Origin of the sequence: Pelotomaculum schinkii (genome assembly GCF_004369205.1) — a bacterium.
Classification (GTDB): domain Bacteria; phylum Bacillota; class Desulfotomaculia; order Desulfotomaculales; family Pelotomaculaceae; genus Pelotomaculum_C; species Pelotomaculum_C schinkii.
The window spans coordinates 816,950-834,865 of sequence record NZ_QFGA01000001.1 but is presented as its reverse complement, the minus strand read 5'-3'; the positions used below and the strand labels follow the sequence as shown (position 1 = coordinate 834,865).

The following is a 17,916-nucleotide window of genomic DNA, read 5'->3' as shown; positions in this document are numbered from 1 at the left end:
GATTAATGCACTTCCATACAGAGCCACTTGATTGCCATTTTCTTGGGAGGCGGAGATAATGCAGGAAAGAACTAAAAAAATCATCCTGGATGACTATGAGAGGGTTCAGGCATACGAAAAAGTATTTGGCGTGGAGATGCCCAGGATCGGCCTGGACGGCTCGGTTAGCGGTTTACCAAAGCCGTATCCCCGCGTTGTCAGCGGGGTGGAACGCAGTGGTTACCGGATTACAGAATTGGGCAGGCGGGCGGCTATGACCGGAATCCCCGTCCAGAATCCGATCCTGGGCCGTAATTCCGGAGAAGAAACATATAAAGAGTCCCTGGAAATGTATAAAACGGCCGGGGAGCTCGGCATAACCCTGTTTCATTTTGTCCATTCGGAAGCCACCCGCCATATTGATCCCCTGGACGGGGCGGAGTTAATTGAGCAGTCCAGGGGGAAAGGCGGCATTACGCCGTCCGGGGAGCGGAAATTGGTCCGGCTTGGCGGAGGCTCGAAGCACCCGATGCGGATCAACGCCACGGGGGATACGCCGCATCTGTCGATCATCAATTCATTCATTGCCGGATTTGACGGTACCGATATAGGCCCGGTTATCCATGTCCATTTTGGGGGCCGCGGTATTCATGACTACAGGACCAAAGTACTAAACGGCTATAAAGCGCTTCAGGTATGCGCGGACAACAATATTTTCGTGCAAACTGATTCCCACAAGCACCTTGTCAATATCGGCGGAACCGACGGCATGGCTTTAGCCATGTGTCTATTGTCCGAGGGCCTGGCCATCCATGCCGGTCTGCCATGCGCCCTTAGCGCGCTTCAGATTAATGTGGCGGGGATTAATCTTTTGGCCGACCTTGCCTTGATGCGGGCCTTCAGACAGGTTATGTGGAGCGAGTCGCTGGTTGTAGTGCCCGAGACCTTCCAGAACCCGCCGGCCGACCTGATTGCCGAGCAAGCCCACTTTGCCCGGATGGCCATCAGCGCCAAGCTGGGAGGAGCGAACTTTTACCGGCCTAAAGCTGCAGAAAACGTAGGTATTCCGACCGGCTCTTCGATGGCCAAAGCGATTTGGGCCACCCAAAATGTTTTTGAAAACACAGCGTCGTACGAAATCAGCGAGCCTTTCATAGAACGCAGGCAGACTGAGATTATCACCGAGGCATTGGCTGTGCTGGCGGCCGCCCTTGAACTGCCCGGAGAGTTGTCTCCGGAGGAAATCTGCCCCGGTTTATGGTTGAAGTACGGGGCCGAGGAGCTGATCGACAGGATTGTTTCCGCCGGTAAAAAGGGCGTCCTGGATGCCCCCAGAGCGGGTGGTTGGGACCTGAAGCGAGGGGTGCGGACGCACCGTGGAAAAGATGGTATTCGCCGTTATGTGCCTGGTTACGGCCCGGTGAACATTTCTCCACAGAGACTTTCCTTTACCGGAGAAAAAGTTGCTGTGGAAGCTAAACCCGAGGTTACTCAAAAGGGAAAGGTGCTTTTAGCCACAGTTGGGGCAGACGCCCACGTGGTTGGTATCAATATTATCCGGGAAGTGTTTGAACAGTCCGGTTATGAAGTCATATTTTTACGGGGCATGAATTTACCCGAAACGGTAGCTGAGGTGGCTGCCGAGACTAAAGCGGATGTGGTCGGCGTGAGCAACCTTTTAGGATTGGGGCTCAGCTTGTTTCCCAGGCTGGACCGGCGCCTAAAAGAACTGGAAATCAGGGATAAGGTGCTGGTCATGGGCGGCGGACGCATTGCTGAAAAGGAAGAGGAACATGCTTTATTCGAAGAAAAAATAAAAACAAAAGGGACGGGTTTCTTAGGTATAGATGGTTTCTTTGGTCCCGGAACCAACCCACAGGATGTTGTCAAGTGGGTTTCCGACTATTTAAGCAAGAGGGAGAATGAAAATGTCTGATATACGGAGGATTAGCTGCGCTATTTTGCGGGCTGGCACCAGCAAAGGTATATTTTTAAAGGAAAATGATTTGCCGGATGACCCGCGGGAAAGGGACCGGAAAATCATGGAAATTTTTGGTAGTCCGGATGTGCGGCAGATTGACGGATTGGGCGGAGCCGATCCTTTAACCAGCAAGGTAGCGATTATCGGGCCGCCTTCCCGCCCGGATGCCGACGTGGACTATACCTTTGGACAGGTCGGTATTACAGATCCGCTGGTAGATTACTCCGGGAATTGTGGCAATATATCCTCGGGAGTCGGCCCCTTCGCTATTGATGAAGGTCTGGTAAGGGCTGTAGAACCGGTCACCAGGGTGCGCATCAACAACACCAACACCGGAAAAATTCTGGTTGCCGAAGTCCCTGTGCGTAACGGCAAAGCCATGGTGGCGGGTGATTACAAAATCGACGGGGTCCCCGGCGCCGGCGCCAAAATAATGATGGATTTTGCGGGAACAGCGGGCGCTGCTACCGGTAAAATTTTACCTACCGGCAACCTGGTTGATGTCCTGGATATTGCCGGGTTCGGCAAGTTGGAAGCATCCATTGTGGATGTGGCCAATCCGATGGTTTTTGTACGGGCCGGTGATTTGGGGCTGACCGGTATTGAAACCCCGTCTGAGATTAACGGTGACAAAAAGATGTTGGCGCTTCTGGAACAGATCCGTGGCAAGACTGCCGTCATTATTGGCATGGCCAAAAATGAGGCGGACGCATTACAACGCTCTCCCGCTTTTCCGATGATTGCGTTCGTCAGCGGGCCCCAGGATTACGTTGCTTTTACGACCGGCAACAAAATCAAAGCCGGTCAGGTTGATTTGGTGTCAAGGCTGATGTATATGCAGGTTATGCACAAGACCTACGCCGGTACCGGCGCCACCTGTACAGGGGTGGCAGCCAGGATCCCGGGAACAATTGTCAACGAAATGGCTGGAATGCCATCCTCTCTGGTCCGGATTGGCCATCCGGCCGGAGTTATTGATATTGAGGTTGAAGTCCAGGCAGAAGGTCATGAGGTACGGTTGGAGAGGGCGGCCTTTGGACGTACGGCGCGCCGGATCATGGACGGTTACGTGTACCTTTAACTAGCCTATAAATTCAGCTCATCAGGGATGTCCAATTCATATCCAAGCTTTGACATGACAATAGACTGATTCAACTTTACAGCTGTCTTAAGGGGGAACTTGATGGCACAGGTTGATCTGCTAGTTTATGATGTGGGAAGCACCTATACCAAGGTATCTGCTTTTATCCGCAAGGGTAAAGCGTTGGTTTTTGCCGGTCGTTCTCAGGCGCCGACGACAATAGAGAATATTGAAACAGGCTTGCTCAACGCCCGTCAGAACCTGACGCAACAAATGGGCTGCACGGACATCAGCTCTGTCAAAACGCTGGCGGCCAGCTCGGCTGCCGGGGGATTGCGTATGGCAGCGCTGGGTTACATGCCGCGGGTTACCGCCAAGGCGGCCAAAGAGGTGGCAATGAGCGCCGGGGCCAGGGTGCTGGAGGTTATATCCCATGAGACTCCGCTGGATTTCCGGATCCAGGTCCTTAAGGAAATAAGGCCCGACATTATCCTCCTGGCGGGCGGCACTGATGGCGGTGACGCGGAATCCCTTCTTGAAAATACCGGGGTGATCGTAAAAAGCAGGACCCGGGGAGTAGTGATTATCGCCGGTAATATTGAGGCCCAGCCCCAAGTGGAAAAAGATCTTCAAGCTGCAGGAATTGGAACCGTCAGAGTGCCGAATGTGATGCCGACGATTCACGAACTCAAAGTCAAACCTGCCCGGGAGGCCATCCACCGGGAGTTTATCAAGCAAATTACCCATGCAAAAGGGTTGGGGGAGTTATTGGAGATTGTCTCCGACGCCAGGGTAATGCCAACCCCCGGAGCTGTTTTGCTGGGGACCGAACTTTTAGCGGTTGGCGCCCCGGAACAAGAGGGTCTGGGAAGTGTGCTGGTGATTGATATTGGCGGGGCTACGACTGACGTCCACTCGGTTTTACCTGATTTAGCTGATTTAACAATTGAAGAAAAAGGGCTGGTTGTATTAAACGAAAAGCAGGTTTCTTACCGGACAGTGGAGGGCAACCTGGGTTTGCGGGTTAGCGCCACTGGTATCATAGAAACCGCCGGCGTCGGCCGGGTTCTGGCCAAGGTGGGCCTGCAAGGAGAAGAGCTGGCGAGGGAAATTCAGGCTTACGCCAATTACCTGGAAAAAGAGCCGGAACATATCAGCGTTACGGAGAAGGAGAAGCTCTTTGACGAGGCTATGGCCATCACTGCTATTGAAATAGCGGTTAAACGGCACGCCGGATATTTGTCCCAGAGTTTTGATCCGGTCCTGGGGATAGTGCCCGGTACTCCGATAGGGCGGGATTTACGCAAAGTTAAGTCTGTTATTGGGGTTGGCGGTATTTTTACCCATTCCCCACCGGAAAAGGTTTATGAGATTCTCAATAAAGCTTTTGCTGATCCCGGGATTTCCCTGTTACCGGAAGAACCAATTTTTTTTATTGATAAAAATTATTTACTTTATGCCGTTGGCGTTCTGGCCCAAGAGTGCCCTGCCGATGCCCTGAGCCTGGTCCTTAATAATCTGCAAATAAAAATTTAATGGTCAAGAGGAGTCACAACTATGAGTAAAGGGAAACTATTAAGACAACTACTTGCAGCCAGGGAAATACTGGTTGCTCCTGGAGCCCACGATGTATTAACAGGAAAGATTATTGAAAAAGCCGGTTTTCAAGCCGTTTATATGACCGGTTACGGTCAGGCGGCCAGCCATCTGGGTATGCCTGATGTGGGGCTGTTAACCATGACCGAGATGGTGGAGCGGGCTGCCAATTTTGCCAGTGCCCTTGATATTCCGGTTATTGCTGACGGGGACACCGGTTTCGGCAACGCCGTCAATGTAATGCGCACTGTGCGCTTATATGAAAAGGCCGGCGTAGCGGCAATTCAATTGGAAGACCAGGTTGCGCCAAAAAAATGCGGACACATGACGGGGCGTCAAGTCGTTTCAATAGAAGAAATGGTCGGCAAAATCAAGGCGGCTGCGGAGGCTCGCCAAAACCCGGATCTTGTTATCATTGCCCGCACCGATGCCAGGACTGTATTGGGGATTGAGGAGGCGATTCGCCGCGGCAGGGCTTATGAAGAAGCCGGGGCTGATGTGGTGTTTATTGAGTCGCCGGAGACTGTTGATGAAATGAAAGAGATTACATCAACCTTCAAGGTTCCGGTTTTGGCGAATATGGTTGAAGGGGGCCGGACGCCGCTCCTGCCTGCTCAGGAGTTGGAATATTTGGGCTATCATATTGTTATATTCCCGACTTCCTCGACTTACATAACAGCTCAGGCTGTGAAAAATTTGATGGAAGAATTAAGGAAAACAGGTACGACACAAAATATTTTGAGACAGATGATTTCCTTTACCGAGTTTAATAAACTTATCGGCCTGGCGGAGATCCGTGAATTGGAAAATAAATTTGTTTTAGGTTAGTTCCCAAGAGAAATAGACAAGCCTTATTTGGTGTAAGCAATAGATACTTGCCCCGCGGTATCAATTTGTCGTCGGCTTAGACCCGTTTATTTATATTTTCCTGGTGCTGTTTTTTGTCAGCAAGTTCTTTCCTGGCAACAGCACCTTCTTATTCTAAATCTTAACCGGGTAGTTCCACACGCCGCTATTATGGCGCTACGTATGATGAAAATGCCGGCGATGCAGGTGCGATTTTAATCGCACACGGCGCGCCAGCGCCGAACTTGTGGCAGCCAATGTTGCATTTGTGCCAATGAATTCGCACCTGCATTTTCAGCATATTTAATCGTTGCTTCAAACTAAATTTAAAGGGAGAGTGTTTTTTTGAGAGTTGTAGTTGGAATTTCCGGAGCCTCCGGGGCTGTTTACGGGATAACTGTTCTAAAATATTTGAGGCAGTGTCAAATTGAAGGACATCTCATTTTAAGCCGCTGGGCCAGACGTACTATTGAACTTGAAACTGACTATACGGTAGAGCAGGTAATGGAACTGGCCCACTGTTGCTATCCGGAAGACGATATGGCTGCAGTTGTCTCCAGTGGTTCCTTTAACCACCAGGGCATGATTATTGCTCCCTGCAGTATGAAAACCCTTGCTGCTATTGCGTCCGGTTATTCGGATAACCTGATCTCCCGGGCTGCGGATGTCGCTATTAAAGAAAGACGCAGACTGGTTCTGTTGCCGAGAGAAGCTCCCTTGAGCCCTATTCACCTTGAAAATATGCTAAAACTGTCACGTATCGGGGTAGTGATCATGCCGCCCATGCCTGCCTTCTACCATCGTCCGGAAACTGTTCAGGAGATCGTCAACCATTCAGCCGGGCGGGCACTGGAACTGATTGGTGTGGAAAACATGTTATTTCACCGCTGGGGTAATAAATAAATCATATCAACCTTGCCTGGGGACCAGACCAGTCTAAGTTTTCATCTGCCAACGGACCGTCACTATGTTGAAAGAGTTAACGGTAATTGTCCCTGATTTGCTAACAGAAGTCTCCTTTCCAGTTCGCGCCAGTTTACGATGCTCCACCAGGCTTTGACGTAATCGGGACGCCGGTACTGGTAATCCACGTAATAGGCGTGTTCCCATACATCTAACACCAGTACGGGAATACCGCCCCATTGGGTCAAATGTTGATGTTTCTCAGCAGTCAGTATTTCAAGCCGGTTCCAGGCAGGCTGCCAGACTAAAATTGCCCAGCCGGAAGCCTCTACGTCTGTTGCAGCATTGGTAAATTGCTCTTTAAAAAGGGAAAAACTTCCAAAGGAGCCATTGATTAGAGACTATTTCTGTATTAAGGTTTTAGCGTGTATTTTAGGTCGCTGTCATGTGCCGGTAAATTTTGCGTCCCAGCCAGCGAGCAGACAGGTTAAAGCCCAGCACGATCAGGATCAGCACTGCTGCGGACCCGTCAGCTACCCTGCGCAGGTCTGGAATAAGTCCCTCGGTATTCACTTTCCAGATGTGAACGGCCAGGGTCTCAGCCGGGCGGAAAGGATTCAGAGGCGAACTGGAGTTGAATATGTTCCACTGGCTGAAGTCAAGGGCCGGGCTGGACATGCCGGCAGTGAATAGAAGCGCCGCGGCCTCGCCAAACACCCGTCCGGAGGTAATTATGGCGCCGCTGACCAGACCGGGAAAAGCACAGGGCAGCACGACTTTAATAATGGTTTGCCAGCGGTTGGCGCCCAAGGCTACACTGGCTTCCCGCAAGCTGTCCGGCACGCCCTGTACGGCTTCCTCAGTGAAACGGACCATGAGCGGCAGGTTAATTACGGTCAGTGCCAGCGCGCCGGACATAAGAGAATAACCCCAACCGGTCATATTGACAAAAACAAGGAGCCCAAAAAGTCCTACGACAATAGAAGGCAACGAGTTGAGCGTCTCAATGCAGAGACGGATGATTTCGGTCAGCCGGCTGTTGCGGGCATATTCAGCCAGGTAAACCCCGCCCAGTAGGCCAATGGGAATGGTGAACAACATCGAAAGTACCAGCAGGTAAAAGGAGTTGAAAATCTGCGGGCCGATGCCGCCCCCAGCCTGGATGACCTGGGGTGGTTTAGTTAAGAAGTCCCAGTCGATTGATTTTCCACCGTGGTACAGAATGTACCCGATCATTGACCCCAATATTACGATCACCATCAGGGCGCATGCCCAGAATACAATTGTGGCAACCTTATCAGCCAGGCGTGCGCTCATGAAGTGATTCCTCCTCTTCGCGCTACAAATCTGACAATCAGGATAAAACAGCAGGAAATTAAGAGCAGCAGCAGTCCCATTGTCCACAGTGCGTTATTCCAAAGGGAGCCCATGGGGGTGTTGCCCATGTCCATAGTGATGGCGCTGGTGAGTGTGATTACGGGATCCAGAATCGAAGACGGAATTTTTCTGGTATTGCCGATAACCATCTGGACGGCCAGGGCTTCGCCGAAGGCGCGGGCCAGCCCCAGGACTATCCCGGTAACCAAGCCGGAGCGGGCTGCCGGGAGCAGCACCAGGCGGATGGCTTGCCAGCGGGTGGAGCCCAGGGCGTAAGACGCTTCTTTCCATTCCTGGGGCAGGGCTCTCAAGGTGTCGGTGGAGACGCTGACGATAGTCGGCAGGATCATTACCGACAGCACCAGGAAACCAGCCAAAACACTGAAGCCGAGACCGCCTATGTTGTTGCGGATAAAAGGCGCCAGGAGGCTTAAGCCGATATAGCCGTATACGACGGAAGGGATGCCGGCCAGAATTTCAATGGCTGGTTGCAGCAGCCGCTGCCCCCAAAAGGGGGCAATTTCCTGAATAAAGACCGCGCAGGCGATACTTAAGGGGGCGCTTACCAAAACTGCCAGCAGGGAGACGATAATGGAGCCAAGCAGGAAAGCCAGCACCCCGACCTGAGGGCCGCCGTCTTCCACCGCACGGTCGGGAAACCAGGTGGTGGAGAAAAGGAATTCTTTGACACTGATCCCGGTGTTGATAAAGGTAGACAGCCCTTTGGTGGATATGAAAATGATAATTACAATGGTAGAAACAATGGCCAGCAGCGCCGCGCCCATGGTCAAAACTTTACCCAGCATATCACTGTTTATTTTCATAAATCTGAAGCTCCTGTAATGTTGAGGAGGCGGGCCGGATTGGGCCGGCTCGCCAGGCTTATAGTGTTGTTTTCTATATTATTTGTTCTTGATGTTGCCGGCGCTGTCCCTGGTTATTTTCATATCTGTTTCCGGTATATAGCCGAGCTGGGGGACGATGGTCTTTTGGACGTCGTCGGTCATCAGGTAACTTAAGAAGGCTTCCACTGCCGTGTCCGGCTGGCCCTTGGTATAACTGTGCATATAAGCCCACACCGGATATTTTCCCGTGGTGATGTTTTCCTTGCTTGGCGCGACGCCGTCAATGCTCACGGCTTTAACGCTGCCGTCAAGGTAGGACAGCGCCAGGTAGCCGATGGCCCCGGGGGTATCTTTAACAATTTTACGGACTGTGCCGGAAGCGTCTTCTTCAATGCCGGCAGCTTCTTCGGCCCCGCCCAGCGCGTATTTTTTGAAAGTAGCCCTTGTTCCGGAGGCCTTCGGGCGGTTCACCAGTACTATTTTTTGGTCGGATCCTCCCACGTCTTTCCAGTTGGTGGTTTTGCCTGTAAAGATGTCCACAAGTTGTTGTCTGGTAAGGTTATCGATATTTAAGGACGGGTTTACGACCGCCGCCATGCCCACAACACAGATTTGGTGGTCAACCAGCTGTGACGCGTCGATCCCGCTCTTTTCTTCCGCAAAGATGTCGGAGTTGCCGATTTGAGCCGCGCCTTGTGCGGCTTGAGTCAGGCCGGTGCCGCTGCCGCCGCCCTGGACCACGATTTTCACGTCCGGGTTTTTAGCCATAAATTGCGTGGCAGCTTGTTCCGCCAGTGGTTGCATAGCAGTTGAGCCAACTGCCGTGATATTGCCGGACAATTTACTCTCGGCAGCCGGTTTGGCGCTGCTGTCGCCTCCGCCGCCGCAACCGGCCAGGGCCAGAACTACTCCCAGACACAGAATTACAACTACCAGTCCCTTTAACTTGTTGTGCATATGCATCTCCTCCTAAGATTATTTTGTTTGTTTATATTTTAAGTGGCTTAACGGCCACGTATTTAGCTTGTTTCATGAAAACGGTAACCAACTCCCCGTACCGTTTCAATATACTCAGGGTTTGCCGGGTCCCGTTCGAGCTTTTGGCGCAGGTACCGGATGTGAACGTCAACTGTGCGTGTTTCTCTGGAGTGATCGTAGCCCCAGATTCTCTCGAGCAGGATATCCCTGGTAAAAACGCGGCCGGGGTTTAACGCCAGCAGGTGCAAAAGCTCGAATTCTTTGGGGGTCAGGTCAAGTTTTTTTCCATCCATACTTGCTTCATACTTTTCCGGTTTGATTATCAGCCGTTTTACCTGAATCTCATTGTTTTGCTCAATTTTCTGGGACGCTGTGGCCTTCCGGCGGAGGTGCGACTTTACCCTGGCCACCATCTCACGGGGTGAAAACGGCTTGGTGACGTAATCATCCGCACCGAGCTCCAACCCCAGGACCTTGTCGATTTCTTCGTCTTTGGCGCTCAGCATTATTATGGGTATACCGGTGGTTTCAGGGTCGGCCCTGAGGATGCGCAGGACCTCGTAACCGTCCATGTAAGGCAGCATGATATCAAGAATGATGAGGTCCGGCTTGTCTTTTTCCATGAACTTAATGGCATCTAGGCCATTGGTCAGGCCGACCACCTGGTAGCCGTTTTTAACCAGGTTGAACTTTAAAAGTTCAAGAATGTTGGTTTCGTCGTCTACAACCAGGATTAGCGGCAGCTCCATCACCACCTCAATCAATACTTTAAAGCAGTTGAGTTAAAAGAATATTACCTTCGATTAACTGTTGATTATAAATACATTAATTTCATGTTAAACTTGTACTGTTGTTTTATTCTCTGTTGCGCCGGCGGGAACAGGATTTAGACTGCAGTGTTATCCAATTTGTTTTTTCGTTTTTCCACGGTAGGATATTTCTCGCCGTTGGCGAATATTTCCACTGTGGTAATCATTCCTTGCACTGATCGAAATTAAGGAGATAATTCAACATGGCCCGAGAATGGAGCAAGGCACTTATTAGAGCCGCCATAATAAGTAGCCTGGTTTTTATTTTTTTAGCATTGAACATCTCGATCTGGGGTTATTTTTATGCTAACAATGTTTTTTCCACTTTGTCCGGTATAAGTCCTGTTGCAGCTCTATTCGACCAGACCTCCTTTATATACGGCAACAATGGGACTTTGTTGAAAGTAATTCACGGTGAAATAAACCGGATCCCTGTTCCGGTCGAGAAAATTCCCAAACACGTTCAACAGGCCTTTGTGGCAATTGAAGATGAAAGGTTCTACAAGCATCATGGGGTAGATCCAAAAGCAATCATACGCGCGCTTTATAACTACTCCAAGGAAGGCCGGATCACGGAGGGCGCCAGCACTATCACCCAGCAAACCATGAAGCTGTACTTCTTAACCCCGGAGCAAAGCCTGTGGCGAAAAATTAAAGAGGCCGTCCTGGCTGTAGAGTTTGAACGTCGTTACTCAAAAGATACAGTATTGGAATTATATTTAAACCGCGCATATTTCGGGGAAGGCGCTTACGGAATACAAGCTGCGGCAAAGGTATATTTTAATAAGGATTCTGCACAACTCACTGTCGCCGAGGGGACGCTGCTCGCTGCCCTGATCCAGGCGCCCAGCAGTTATGACCCATATTTAAACCCGGCTTTTGCCACCCAGCGGCGCAATATTGTTATCGAAAAAATGATTGCGCAGGGTTTTATTACTACAGAACAAGGTGATGAAGCTCTTAAAGCGCCTATTAGTTTAAATGACGGCCGGGAAATTGAAAGCAACGACTCATATTTTACTGATTATATAATTGACGAAGCTATCAGCGCTGTTGGCGAGGAAAAAGTGCTGAAAGGCGGCCTAAAAATCTACTCAACAATGGATCCCGAAATACAACATAAGGCTGAGAAAGTATTCGAACAGTCTGATTTATTTCCTTCTGCAAAAGTGGAGGCTGCGGTGGCCCTGCTGGAAAACGGCACGGGAGAAATAAAGGCTTTGGTTGGGGGAAGAAAGTATGTGGCAAGGCACGGTTTCAACCGGGCGACTCAACTTGCCAGGCAGCCCGGCTCGGCCTTTAAGCCGGTTGCAGTCTATGTCCCGGCATTTGAAGCGGGTTACGGCCCTGATTCAATAGTTTCCGATACCCCATTTAAAGTTGGTAACTACGAACCGAAAAACTCAGATGGGGGTTTTTACGGGCAGATAAGTATACGGACAGCCGTGCAATGGTCGCGCAATGTCGCCGCGGTACGGCTCTTGAACCAGATTGGGGTCGATAAAGGTTATGAGATGGCCGGTAAACTGGGTTTTAATTTAACAGATGATGACCGTTGCCTGCCGCTGGCCCTGGGAGGCTTAACCAGAGGGGTTTCCCCGCTGCAAATGGCCGGGGCTTATGCAGCGTTTGCAAATCAGGGCGTATATATAAAACCGCATGCCATCAAATATATACAAGATCCGGAGGGTAAAATTATTTACAGCCACCCGGAGGGAACTGCCGTTATGAAAGCTTCCACGGCCAACGCTATCAGAGATGTTTTGCGCACGGCCGTGGAGTCGGGTACCGGCTGCAGGGCAGGGATTCGCGGCGCTGAGGTTGCCGGCAAGACGGGTACCACCGAATTGCCTGACACGCCAGTATTTAAAGGGCTTAGCGGCAATAAAGACGCCTGGTTTGTAGGTTTTACCCCCCGTTACACCGCCGCGGTATGGATGGGCTACGATGAGAAAGACATGGACAGGTATCACTATCTGACCTCCTACGGCGGCAATCAGCCGGCGGATATATTCAGAACGATAATGGCCGGCGCCATGGGGCTCAGTGCGGAACCGGCCGTAAGGCTTCAAGATGTCCAGGCGCAGGAAGACGAACAGAAACAGGAGGCTTTAAACAAGCAGGTCGACACGCAGGGAAAAGAAAAACAAGAGCCGAAAAAAGATGACCAACAGGAGCAGATTAAGGAGCAGGAAGAGAAAACGCCAGAAAATACTGAAACACCAAAAGGTGACGAAAAAAAGCAGGAGACACCAAAAGGTGAAGTACAAGAGCAGGATAAACCAGAAGAAGTTCCGGCAAAACCGCCGATACGGGAAAACAATGAAGAGCATAAAAACTGATAAAGATTTAATATTTTCCTGATAATACCGCCGCGCTCTTTTGTTCCCGGTATGGTATGGTTTATGTATTTGGGGAAATGTTTATATTATTTCAGAGATAAGCATCCAGGTTTACAAAAAGATTTTCTGGTAATCAATTCTTATAAAGGACAGGGGCTGCTAAAAAATGGCGGTAATTGCTGGTTTACTTATATTTGGATCAATGGCGCTTTCTTTTATGCTCTCCTGGCAGGTCAAACATGTCCCGGCGGAGTTCTACCCGGTGGTCCGTTACAATGTCCTGATGCTGCCCTTGATCCTGGCCGCCAATATCGCCCTGGCCACCGCCTTTATCCGCGCCAACGATGTCGTCAAAAACCTGCCGCTGGTTGCTGCGGTCCAGTCTTTCACGTATTATTTTTTCATTGTGGTTTTCACCATCTTTCTGGTCGGCGAAAAGCTTTCGGTGGGTAGGGCGGTGGTAGGTTTTAGCTTGATGGCCGCAGGAATATGGATTTTGAAGAAATAGCTGTGAAGTTCTTACGGAGATGCTTGCCTACAATGTTCAAGGGGCAATAGGCTAAGAATGTATAAAAACTCTGACTTGAATCCGCGATTAAATTTTATGCAACGCTAGTGATATAATATGGTATAATATGTCCATAGTATGGGGAAAATTGAATTTAAATATGATTGAATGGGAAAACCTTGTGTAAAAGCATCACAAGATACTTGCATTAACAAAATGATGAGGGAGGCCTATAGGGTGAAGATGCAGCACTAACGTTGGAGAAGGAGATTGTGTATGATTAAACTAAACGATGTGGAGCTTGAATTTGAAACATATCCTAATGGGGAAACTAGAGTTAATGGTAAACAAATATACAACAATATAAAACAAGGCATTAATAAAATTGCTTTCAAATATGAGAATGACGATGATCTAATTAAATTGTTATTTGTCAAAAGTTACTTGGATGAATACAAGCAATTAACTTCTCTTCTGATTTATTACATGCCTTATAGCAGGATGGATAGGACTGAGAATAGGTCAGTATTTACTTTGAAATATGTTTGTAATTTGATTAATTCTTTGGAGTTTTCTGGTGTTGATGTGGTTGAACCACACTCAGATGTTACCCCAGCATTGCTGGATAGGTGCACATCGTTTTATCCTACTATTAATTTGCTTGGACAAGTAATGGTTGAAATAGACTTTGATGCAAATAAAGATTTTATATTCTTTCCTGATGCAGGAGCTTCAAAACGCTATAGTAAGGAGTTAGATTTGCATCAGTTAGTAGGCTACAAAAAACGGGATTTTGATACGGGTGAAATAACACAGCTTGAAGTGATGGGTGATATTCGAGAAAAAGGATTTAAAGCTATTATCATTGATGATCTCTGTAGCTATGGTGGAACATTTATACGGAGCGCCAAGAAATTAAAGGGGCTTGGTGCGTCAGAGATTTATTTGCTTGTAGCTCATTGTGAAGAATCAATATTTAAGGGAGATCTATTTAATAGTGGATTAATAGCAAAAGTATTTACTACAAATTCGATAATCCGAAATTCTTCGGTGAGTGAGTATTATAGAGAAAAGATAAAGATATATGACATAGAAGAGAGTATTTATAACAAATAATCAAAAAAATAATGGCATTACTGTTTGAAGGCTTCAACTGGAAGTGCCATTTTCGTCAAAAATATACTAAGCAGATTGATGTGAGAATGGTATAATGTACATGCTATGTATGCTAGAACGAAAACTCTTACCAACAAAGATGGTTCTAAAAGGACCTACATACAAATCGTAGAGTCTGTACGGACTTTGATCCCGGGTTGAAGTTTATACGGATGATGATGTGGCAAACAAAACATTCATAACCCTTAGGATCTCATACTTAATAGAAATCCCAGATAGCAAATTACTTGAAGTCTAACAACAGAATTTTCCCAAGGCGCAGATTGTTACTGTGTAATATTTTCTAATAAACATAACACAATAATGGGGACGTCTTTTCTATAAGGGGAGTCCTCTCTTGGGAGAATCGGTTAAAGCAATCTGGGCGGCCTTGGTCGTTAATATTGTTATTTGCTTGGTGAAATTAGCTGCGGCGCTGATTACCGGGAGTTCGGCCATGCTGGCAGAGTCTTTTCACTCTCTGGCCGACAGCGGCAATCAGCTGCTTCTTTTAATAGGCCAGCGCCTGAGCATGCGCCCCCCGGACGTCCAGCATCCTTTTGGTTATGGCAAGGAGCGTTTTTTTTGGGCCTTTGTGGTGGCAATCTCCATGTTTGCAGTGGGAGCTACCTTTTCTGTTTATGAGGGTGCGAAGGGGTTTCTTCAGCCGCACCGGATTACAAACCCAACCATAAATTACATTATACTCGGGCTGGGCATATTCCTGGAAAGTATAGCTCTGCGTATTGCCTACAAGCAGTTTTCTGCTACGCGTAAGTTTGGTATCTGGCGTTCGCTGCGTGAGGCCAAGGACCCGGCCTTGCTTACAGTCATTTTTGAGGATTCCGCCGCCATGGTGGGAATTGTACTTGCTTTACTGGGATTTTTTTAACCCAGATCACAGGGAATGCCTTCTATGATTCCGCCGCCTCGATGGTAATCGGTCTGATGCTGGCGGGCATTGCGTTTTTCCTGGCGAGGGAGTCCAAGGACCTCCTAATTGGCGAAAGCGCCTGCGAAGCGGACCGGAGCAAAATCTTGACGGCTGTGCACAGCATACCGGAAGTTTCAGAGTGCATGGAGTTGTTGACGATGCACATCAGCCCCGAAGAAATCCTGGTTAATATCAATGTGCATTTTGTAGACGGGCTGGAAACCGACCAGATCGAGCAGGCTATAGACAGCATTGAAAGGAGCATCAAAACTGCAGTACCGGCAGTGGGCCGCATTTTTATCGAGGCGGATACCTTGTTGCGGCCAAGGCGGCAGGGAGGATCCGTTGGACAGCCTGGTTCCGCCGCGACTGATTCGTGAGGGAGCGGTCAGATCTGGCGCACAATTCCTCGTCTTCATCCTGTCCTCGTGCTCCAGGCAGTATTCGAGGAAAGGGCGCCTGTCCTCCAGATTTGTTTAAAAGTAACTTCAAGGGATGGTCTGGCCGGGATCCAGGGACAAAGGTTCCTGAAAATCACAGTTCATGTGGGTTACGGCACGGTTCAGTTTGCAGGCTAGAGCATCTTCCTCGTGGCTGTCAAAGGTATCATAGTGCTGGCAATTAAAACAAGGCCATTGTTCCATTTTTATCACCTCAAAAATAGAATCCCCATCGGGTATAAATTCATACACCTTGAAGAGATTAAGGTTATATCGATAATGGATGGAAAGTACTATATTGCACTAAAAGATTCAAATAAAACAGGAGGGCTACCAGTGGTTATACAAGAAAAAATCCCCACCCGGGCGGAAGTACCGGAGCAGTATAAATGGCGTTTGGAAGATATTTATGCTTCAGACGCGGAATGGGAGCGGGATTTCCAAAAGCTGCGGATAATGGTCAAGGAAATCCAGGCTTTTAAAGGCCGTCTGGGTGAGTCGCCCGGAGTCTTACTGGAAACCTTGCGGGCTGAGGAACGCCTCCAGCAGCTCAATGAAAAGATCTATGCTTATGCTCGTATGCGGCGGGATGAGGACAATACCAACTCTATTTACCAGGCGATGACCGACCGGGCCGACAGCCTCAGCACCGAGGCGCAGACGGCAGTGTCATTTATTCTGCCTGAAATACTGGCCCTGCCGGAAGAGACTCTGGCCGGTTTTCGGCGGGCGGAACGCGGCCTGGACCTGTACGAATTTGCTTTTGAAGAAATTATGCGGCAAAAGGACCACACTCTTTCTCCGGCCGAGGAGAGAATCATAGCACAGGCGGGAGAGGTGACGGAGGCTCCGTCCAACATATTTAAAATGGTCAATAACGCGGACATCACCTTTGAGCCCATTGAAGACGAAAAGGGCGCGCGGGTGGAGGTCACGCACGGCCGCTATACCCGTCTCATGGAAAGCAGGGACAGGAGGGTGCGCCGCGATGCCTTTACTTCCATGTATAGTTCTTATCATAAGCTTCGCAATACCCTTGCCGCCACGCTTAGCTCCAGTGTGAGGCGTGATATTTTTTACGCCCGTGTGCGCCGGCACCCGTCAGCTTTGCAGGCGTCCCTGTTTGAAGATAACATCCAGCCGCAGGTTTACGATAACCTCATCGAAACGGTGCGCCGCAATAACGGGGCCATGCAACGTTACGTTGACCTGCGCCGGAGGAGGTTGGGCCTGGATCAACTGCACATGTATGATCTGTATGTATCCCTGGCCGGGGAGGTAGACTGGGATATATCCTATGCGGAGTCTGTGGAAATTATCAAACAAGCGCTGGCGCCCCTGGGAAGCTTTTACGGGGAAATCATGGCCAGGGGACTTGCAGCCGGCTGGGTGGATATTTACGAAAACAAGGGCAAGTCAAGCGGCGCTTATTCCTGGGGGCCCTACGGGACCCACCCGTACATCCTGATGAACTACCAGAATAACCTGAGCAACCTTTTTACCCTGGCTCATGAGTTGGGGCACGCCATGCATTCGTATTTCGCCTTTAATGCACAGCCTTATATCTACGCCCATTATAAAATATTCACAGCAGAGGTAGCTTCTACCGTCAACGAGTGCCTGCTCATGGATTACCTGCTCAAGACCGTGACCGACAGGGACAAAAAACTCTACCTGCTCAACCACTACCTGGAGCAGTTTCGTGGGACGGTCTTCCGGCAGACCATGTTTGCCGAGTTTGAGAAAATCATTCACGCCAGGGTGGAAGCAGGAGAAGCCCTTACGCCTGACCTGCTGGGTGAGATCTATCACCAGCTTAACCTTGATTATTACGGACCCGGCATAGTTGTCGACCGGGACATAGATATGGAATGGGCGCGCATTCCGCACTTTTATGAAGCCTTTTACGTTTACAAGTACGCTACCGGGTTTTCTGCGGCGGTTGCCTTAAGCAGGCAAATCCTGACAGAGGGTGAACCGGCGGTGGCTCGCTACCTTGACTTTTTAAGAAGCGGTGGCTCCGGCTACCCGCTAGACCTGCTTAAAGCGGCCGGGGTGGACCTTTCAGCGCCTCTTCCGGTACAGGAGGGACTGGATTTGTTTACCATCCTTCTGGACCAGGTGGAAGCCTTTATGTAAATT

The 17,916-nt window shown here is 49.5% G+C and carries 16 protein-coding genes and 1 pseudogene; 11 read left to right on the top strand and 6 right to left on the bottom strand.

Annotated elements, in window-relative coordinates; all coding sequences use genetic code 11:
- The first annotated feature begins 58 nt into the window (after nt 1-58).
- From Psch_RS04010 to Psch_RS03990, 5 genes are all read left to right on the top strand, one after another.
- A complete protein-coding gene (locus Psch_RS04010) occupies nt 59-1,915 on the top strand; it encodes a cobalamin-dependent protein (protein ID WP_190239207.1) in 1,857 nt (618 codons plus the stop codon).
- Entirely contained in the window at nt 1,908-3,041 is a 1,134-nt protein-coding gene (locus tag Psch_RS04005; protein ID WP_190239206.1) for a 2-methylaconitate cis-trans isomerase PrpF family protein, read from the top strand. Before Psch_RS04010 ends, Psch_RS04005 begins: the two co-directional genes overlap by 8 nt.
- Before the next feature lie 102 nt (nt 3,042-3,143).
- The gene (locus Psch_RS04000) at nt 3,144-4,577 is read left to right on the top strand and encodes a glutamate mutase L (protein WP_190239205.1); all 1,434 of its coding nucleotides are present in this window, start codon (nt 3,144-3,146) and stop codon (nt 4,575-4,577) included.
- A 21-nt stretch (nt 4,578-4,598) separates the two neighbouring features.
- Nucleotides 4,599-5,465 carry an isocitrate lyase/PEP mutase family protein gene (locus tag Psch_RS03995; protein WP_190239204.1) on the top strand — a complete coding sequence of 289 codons (867 nt, stop codon included), beginning with the start codon at nt 4,599-4,601 and terminating at the stop codon, nt 5,463-5,465.
- Nucleotides 5,466-5,828: 363 nt separating this feature from the next.
- A complete protein-coding gene (locus Psch_RS03990; protein ID WP_190239203.1) occupies nt 5,829-6,386 on the top strand; it encodes a UbiX family flavin prenyltransferase in 558 nt (185 codons plus the stop codon).
- A gap of 62 nt (nt 6,387-6,448) precedes the next feature.
- Here the strand turns inward: Psch_RS03990 and Psch_RS03985 are convergent.
- The 5 genes and pseudogenes from Psch_RS03985 to Psch_RS03965 form a co-directional block, all read right to left on the bottom strand.
- Nucleotides 6,449-6,772 (bottom strand): annotated as a pseudogene (locus Psch_RS03985) (superoxide dismutase); the annotation flags it as partial.
- A 46-nt stretch (nt 6,773-6,818) separates the two neighbouring features.
- Nucleotides 6,819-7,703 carry a phosphate ABC transporter permease PstA gene (gene pstA / locus Psch_RS03980; RefSeq protein WP_190239202.1) on the bottom strand — a complete coding sequence of 295 codons (885 nt, stop codon included), beginning with the start codon at nt 7,701-7,703 and terminating at the stop codon, nt 6,819-6,821.
- Nucleotides 7,700-8,587 (bottom strand): phosphate ABC transporter permease subunit PstC, encoded by an 888-nt coding sequence (gene pstC / locus Psch_RS03975; RefSeq protein ID WP_190239201.1) that lies wholly within the window; start codon nt 8,585-8,587, stop codon nt 7,700-7,702. Before pstC ends, pstA begins: the two co-directional genes overlap by 4 nt.
- Nucleotides 8,588-8,665: 78 nt before the next feature.
- Nucleotides 8,666-9,565: a phosphate ABC transporter substrate-binding protein gene (locus tag Psch_RS03970; RefSeq protein ID WP_190239200.1), complete on the bottom strand. Its 900-nt coding sequence runs from the start codon at nt 9,563-9,565 to the stop codon at nt 8,666-8,668.
- A 62-nt stretch (nt 9,566-9,627) separates the two neighbouring features.
- Nucleotides 9,628-10,329 (bottom strand): response regulator transcription factor, encoded by a 702-nt coding sequence (locus tag Psch_RS03965; RefSeq protein ID WP_282432448.1) that lies wholly within the window; start codon nt 10,327-10,329, stop codon nt 9,628-9,630.
- 269 nt (nt 10,330-10,598) lie between these two features.
- On the opposite strand from Psch_RS03965, the gene Psch_RS03960 reads away from it, so the two are divergent.
- From Psch_RS03960 to Psch_RS03940, 5 genes are all read left to right on the top strand, one after another.
- A complete protein-coding gene (locus Psch_RS03960; protein ID WP_190239198.1) occupies nt 10,599-12,737 on the top strand; it encodes a transglycosylase domain-containing protein in 2,139 nt (712 codons plus the stop codon).
- A 166-nt stretch (nt 12,738-12,903) separates the two neighbouring features.
- Nucleotides 12,904-13,245 (top strand): hypothetical protein, encoded by a 342-nt coding sequence (locus Psch_RS03955; protein ID WP_134218892.1) that lies wholly within the window; start codon nt 12,904-12,906, stop codon nt 13,243-13,245.
- 276 nt (nt 13,246-13,521) lie between these two features.
- Complete coding sequence (locus Psch_RS03950) at nt 13,522-14,361, top strand: ribose-phosphate diphosphokinase (protein WP_134218893.1); 840 nt, start codon at nt 13,522-13,524, stop codon at nt 14,359-14,361.
- A 397-nt stretch (nt 14,362-14,758) separates the two neighbouring features.
- Nucleotides 14,759-15,292 carry a cation diffusion facilitator family transporter gene (locus Psch_RS03945; protein WP_134218894.1) on the top strand — a complete coding sequence of 178 codons (534 nt, stop codon included), beginning with the start codon at nt 14,759-14,761 and terminating at the stop codon, nt 15,290-15,292.
- Between the two features lie 41 nt (nt 15,293-15,333).
- On the top strand, nt 15,334-15,714 hold the full coding sequence (locus tag Psch_RS03940) for a cation diffusion facilitator family transporter (protein WP_134218895.1): 381 nt from the start codon (nt 15,334-15,336) through the stop codon (nt 15,712-15,714).
- Between the two features lie 108 nt (nt 15,715-15,822).
- Here the strand turns inward: Psch_RS03940 and Psch_RS03935 are convergent, their stop codons facing one another.
- The gene (locus Psch_RS03935) at nt 15,823-15,978 is read right to left on the bottom strand and encodes a hypothetical protein (protein ID WP_190239197.1); all 156 of its coding nucleotides are present in this window, start codon (nt 15,976-15,978) and stop codon (nt 15,823-15,825) included.
- Between the two features lie 75 nt (nt 15,979-16,053).
- Here Psch_RS03935 and pepF point away from each other — a divergent pair, with 75 nt between their 5' ends.
- Nucleotides 16,054-17,913 carry an oligoendopeptidase F gene (gene pepF / locus Psch_RS03930; RefSeq protein ID WP_205079564.1) on the top strand — a complete coding sequence of 620 codons (1,860 nt, stop codon included), beginning with the start codon at nt 16,054-16,056 and terminating at the stop codon, nt 17,911-17,913.
- Nucleotides 17,914-17,916: the final 3 nt, after the last annotated feature.

Excerpts from the sequence above, each read along its gene's own strand:
- Psch_RS04010 (WP_190239207.1), top strand. The coding sequence starts at position 59 with ATGCAGGAAAGAACTAAAAAAATCATCCTGGATGACTATGAGAGGGTT.
- Psch_RS04005 (WP_190239206.1), top strand. The coding sequence starts at position 1,908 with ATGTCTGATATACGGAGGATTAGCTGCGCTATTTTGCGGGCTGGCACC.
- Psch_RS04000 (WP_190239205.1), top strand. The coding sequence starts at position 3,144 with ATGGCACAGGTTGATCTGCTAGTTTATGATGTGGGAAGCACCTATACC.
- Psch_RS03995 (WP_190239204.1), top strand. The coding sequence starts at position 4,599 with ATGAGTAAAGGGAAACTATTAAGACAACTACTTGCAGCCAGGGAAATA.
- pstA (WP_190239202.1), bottom strand. The coding sequence starts at position 7,703 with ATGAGCGCACGCCTGGCTGATAAGGTTGCCACAATTGTATTCTGGGCA.
- pstC (WP_190239201.1), bottom strand. The coding sequence starts at position 8,587 with ATGAAAATAAACAGTGATATGCTGGGTAAAGTTTTGACCATGGGCGCG.
- Psch_RS03970 (WP_190239200.1), bottom strand. The coding sequence starts at position 9,565 with ATGCACAACAAGTTAAAGGGACTGGTAGTTGTAATTCTGTGTCTGGGA.
- Psch_RS03960 (WP_190239198.1), top strand. The coding sequence starts at position 10,599 with ATGGCCCGAGAATGGAGCAAGGCACTTATTAGAGCCGCCATAATAAGT.
- Psch_RS03955 (WP_134218892.1), top strand. The coding sequence starts at position 12,904 with ATGGCGGTAATTGCTGGTTTACTTATATTTGGATCAATGGCGCTTTCT.
- Psch_RS03950 (WP_134218893.1), top strand. The coding sequence starts at position 13,522 with ATGATTAAACTAAACGATGTGGAGCTTGAATTTGAAACATATCCTAAT.
- Psch_RS03940 (WP_134218895.1), top strand. The coding sequence starts at position 15,334 with ATGGTAATCGGTCTGATGCTGGCGGGCATTGCGTTTTTCCTGGCGAGG.
- Psch_RS03935 (WP_190239197.1), bottom strand. The coding sequence starts at position 15,978 with ATGGAACAATGGCCTTGTTTTAATTGCCAGCACTATGATACCTTTGAC.
- pepF (WP_205079564.1), top strand. The coding sequence starts at position 16,054 with ATGGATGGAAAGTACTATATTGCACTAAAAGATTCAAATAAAACAGGA.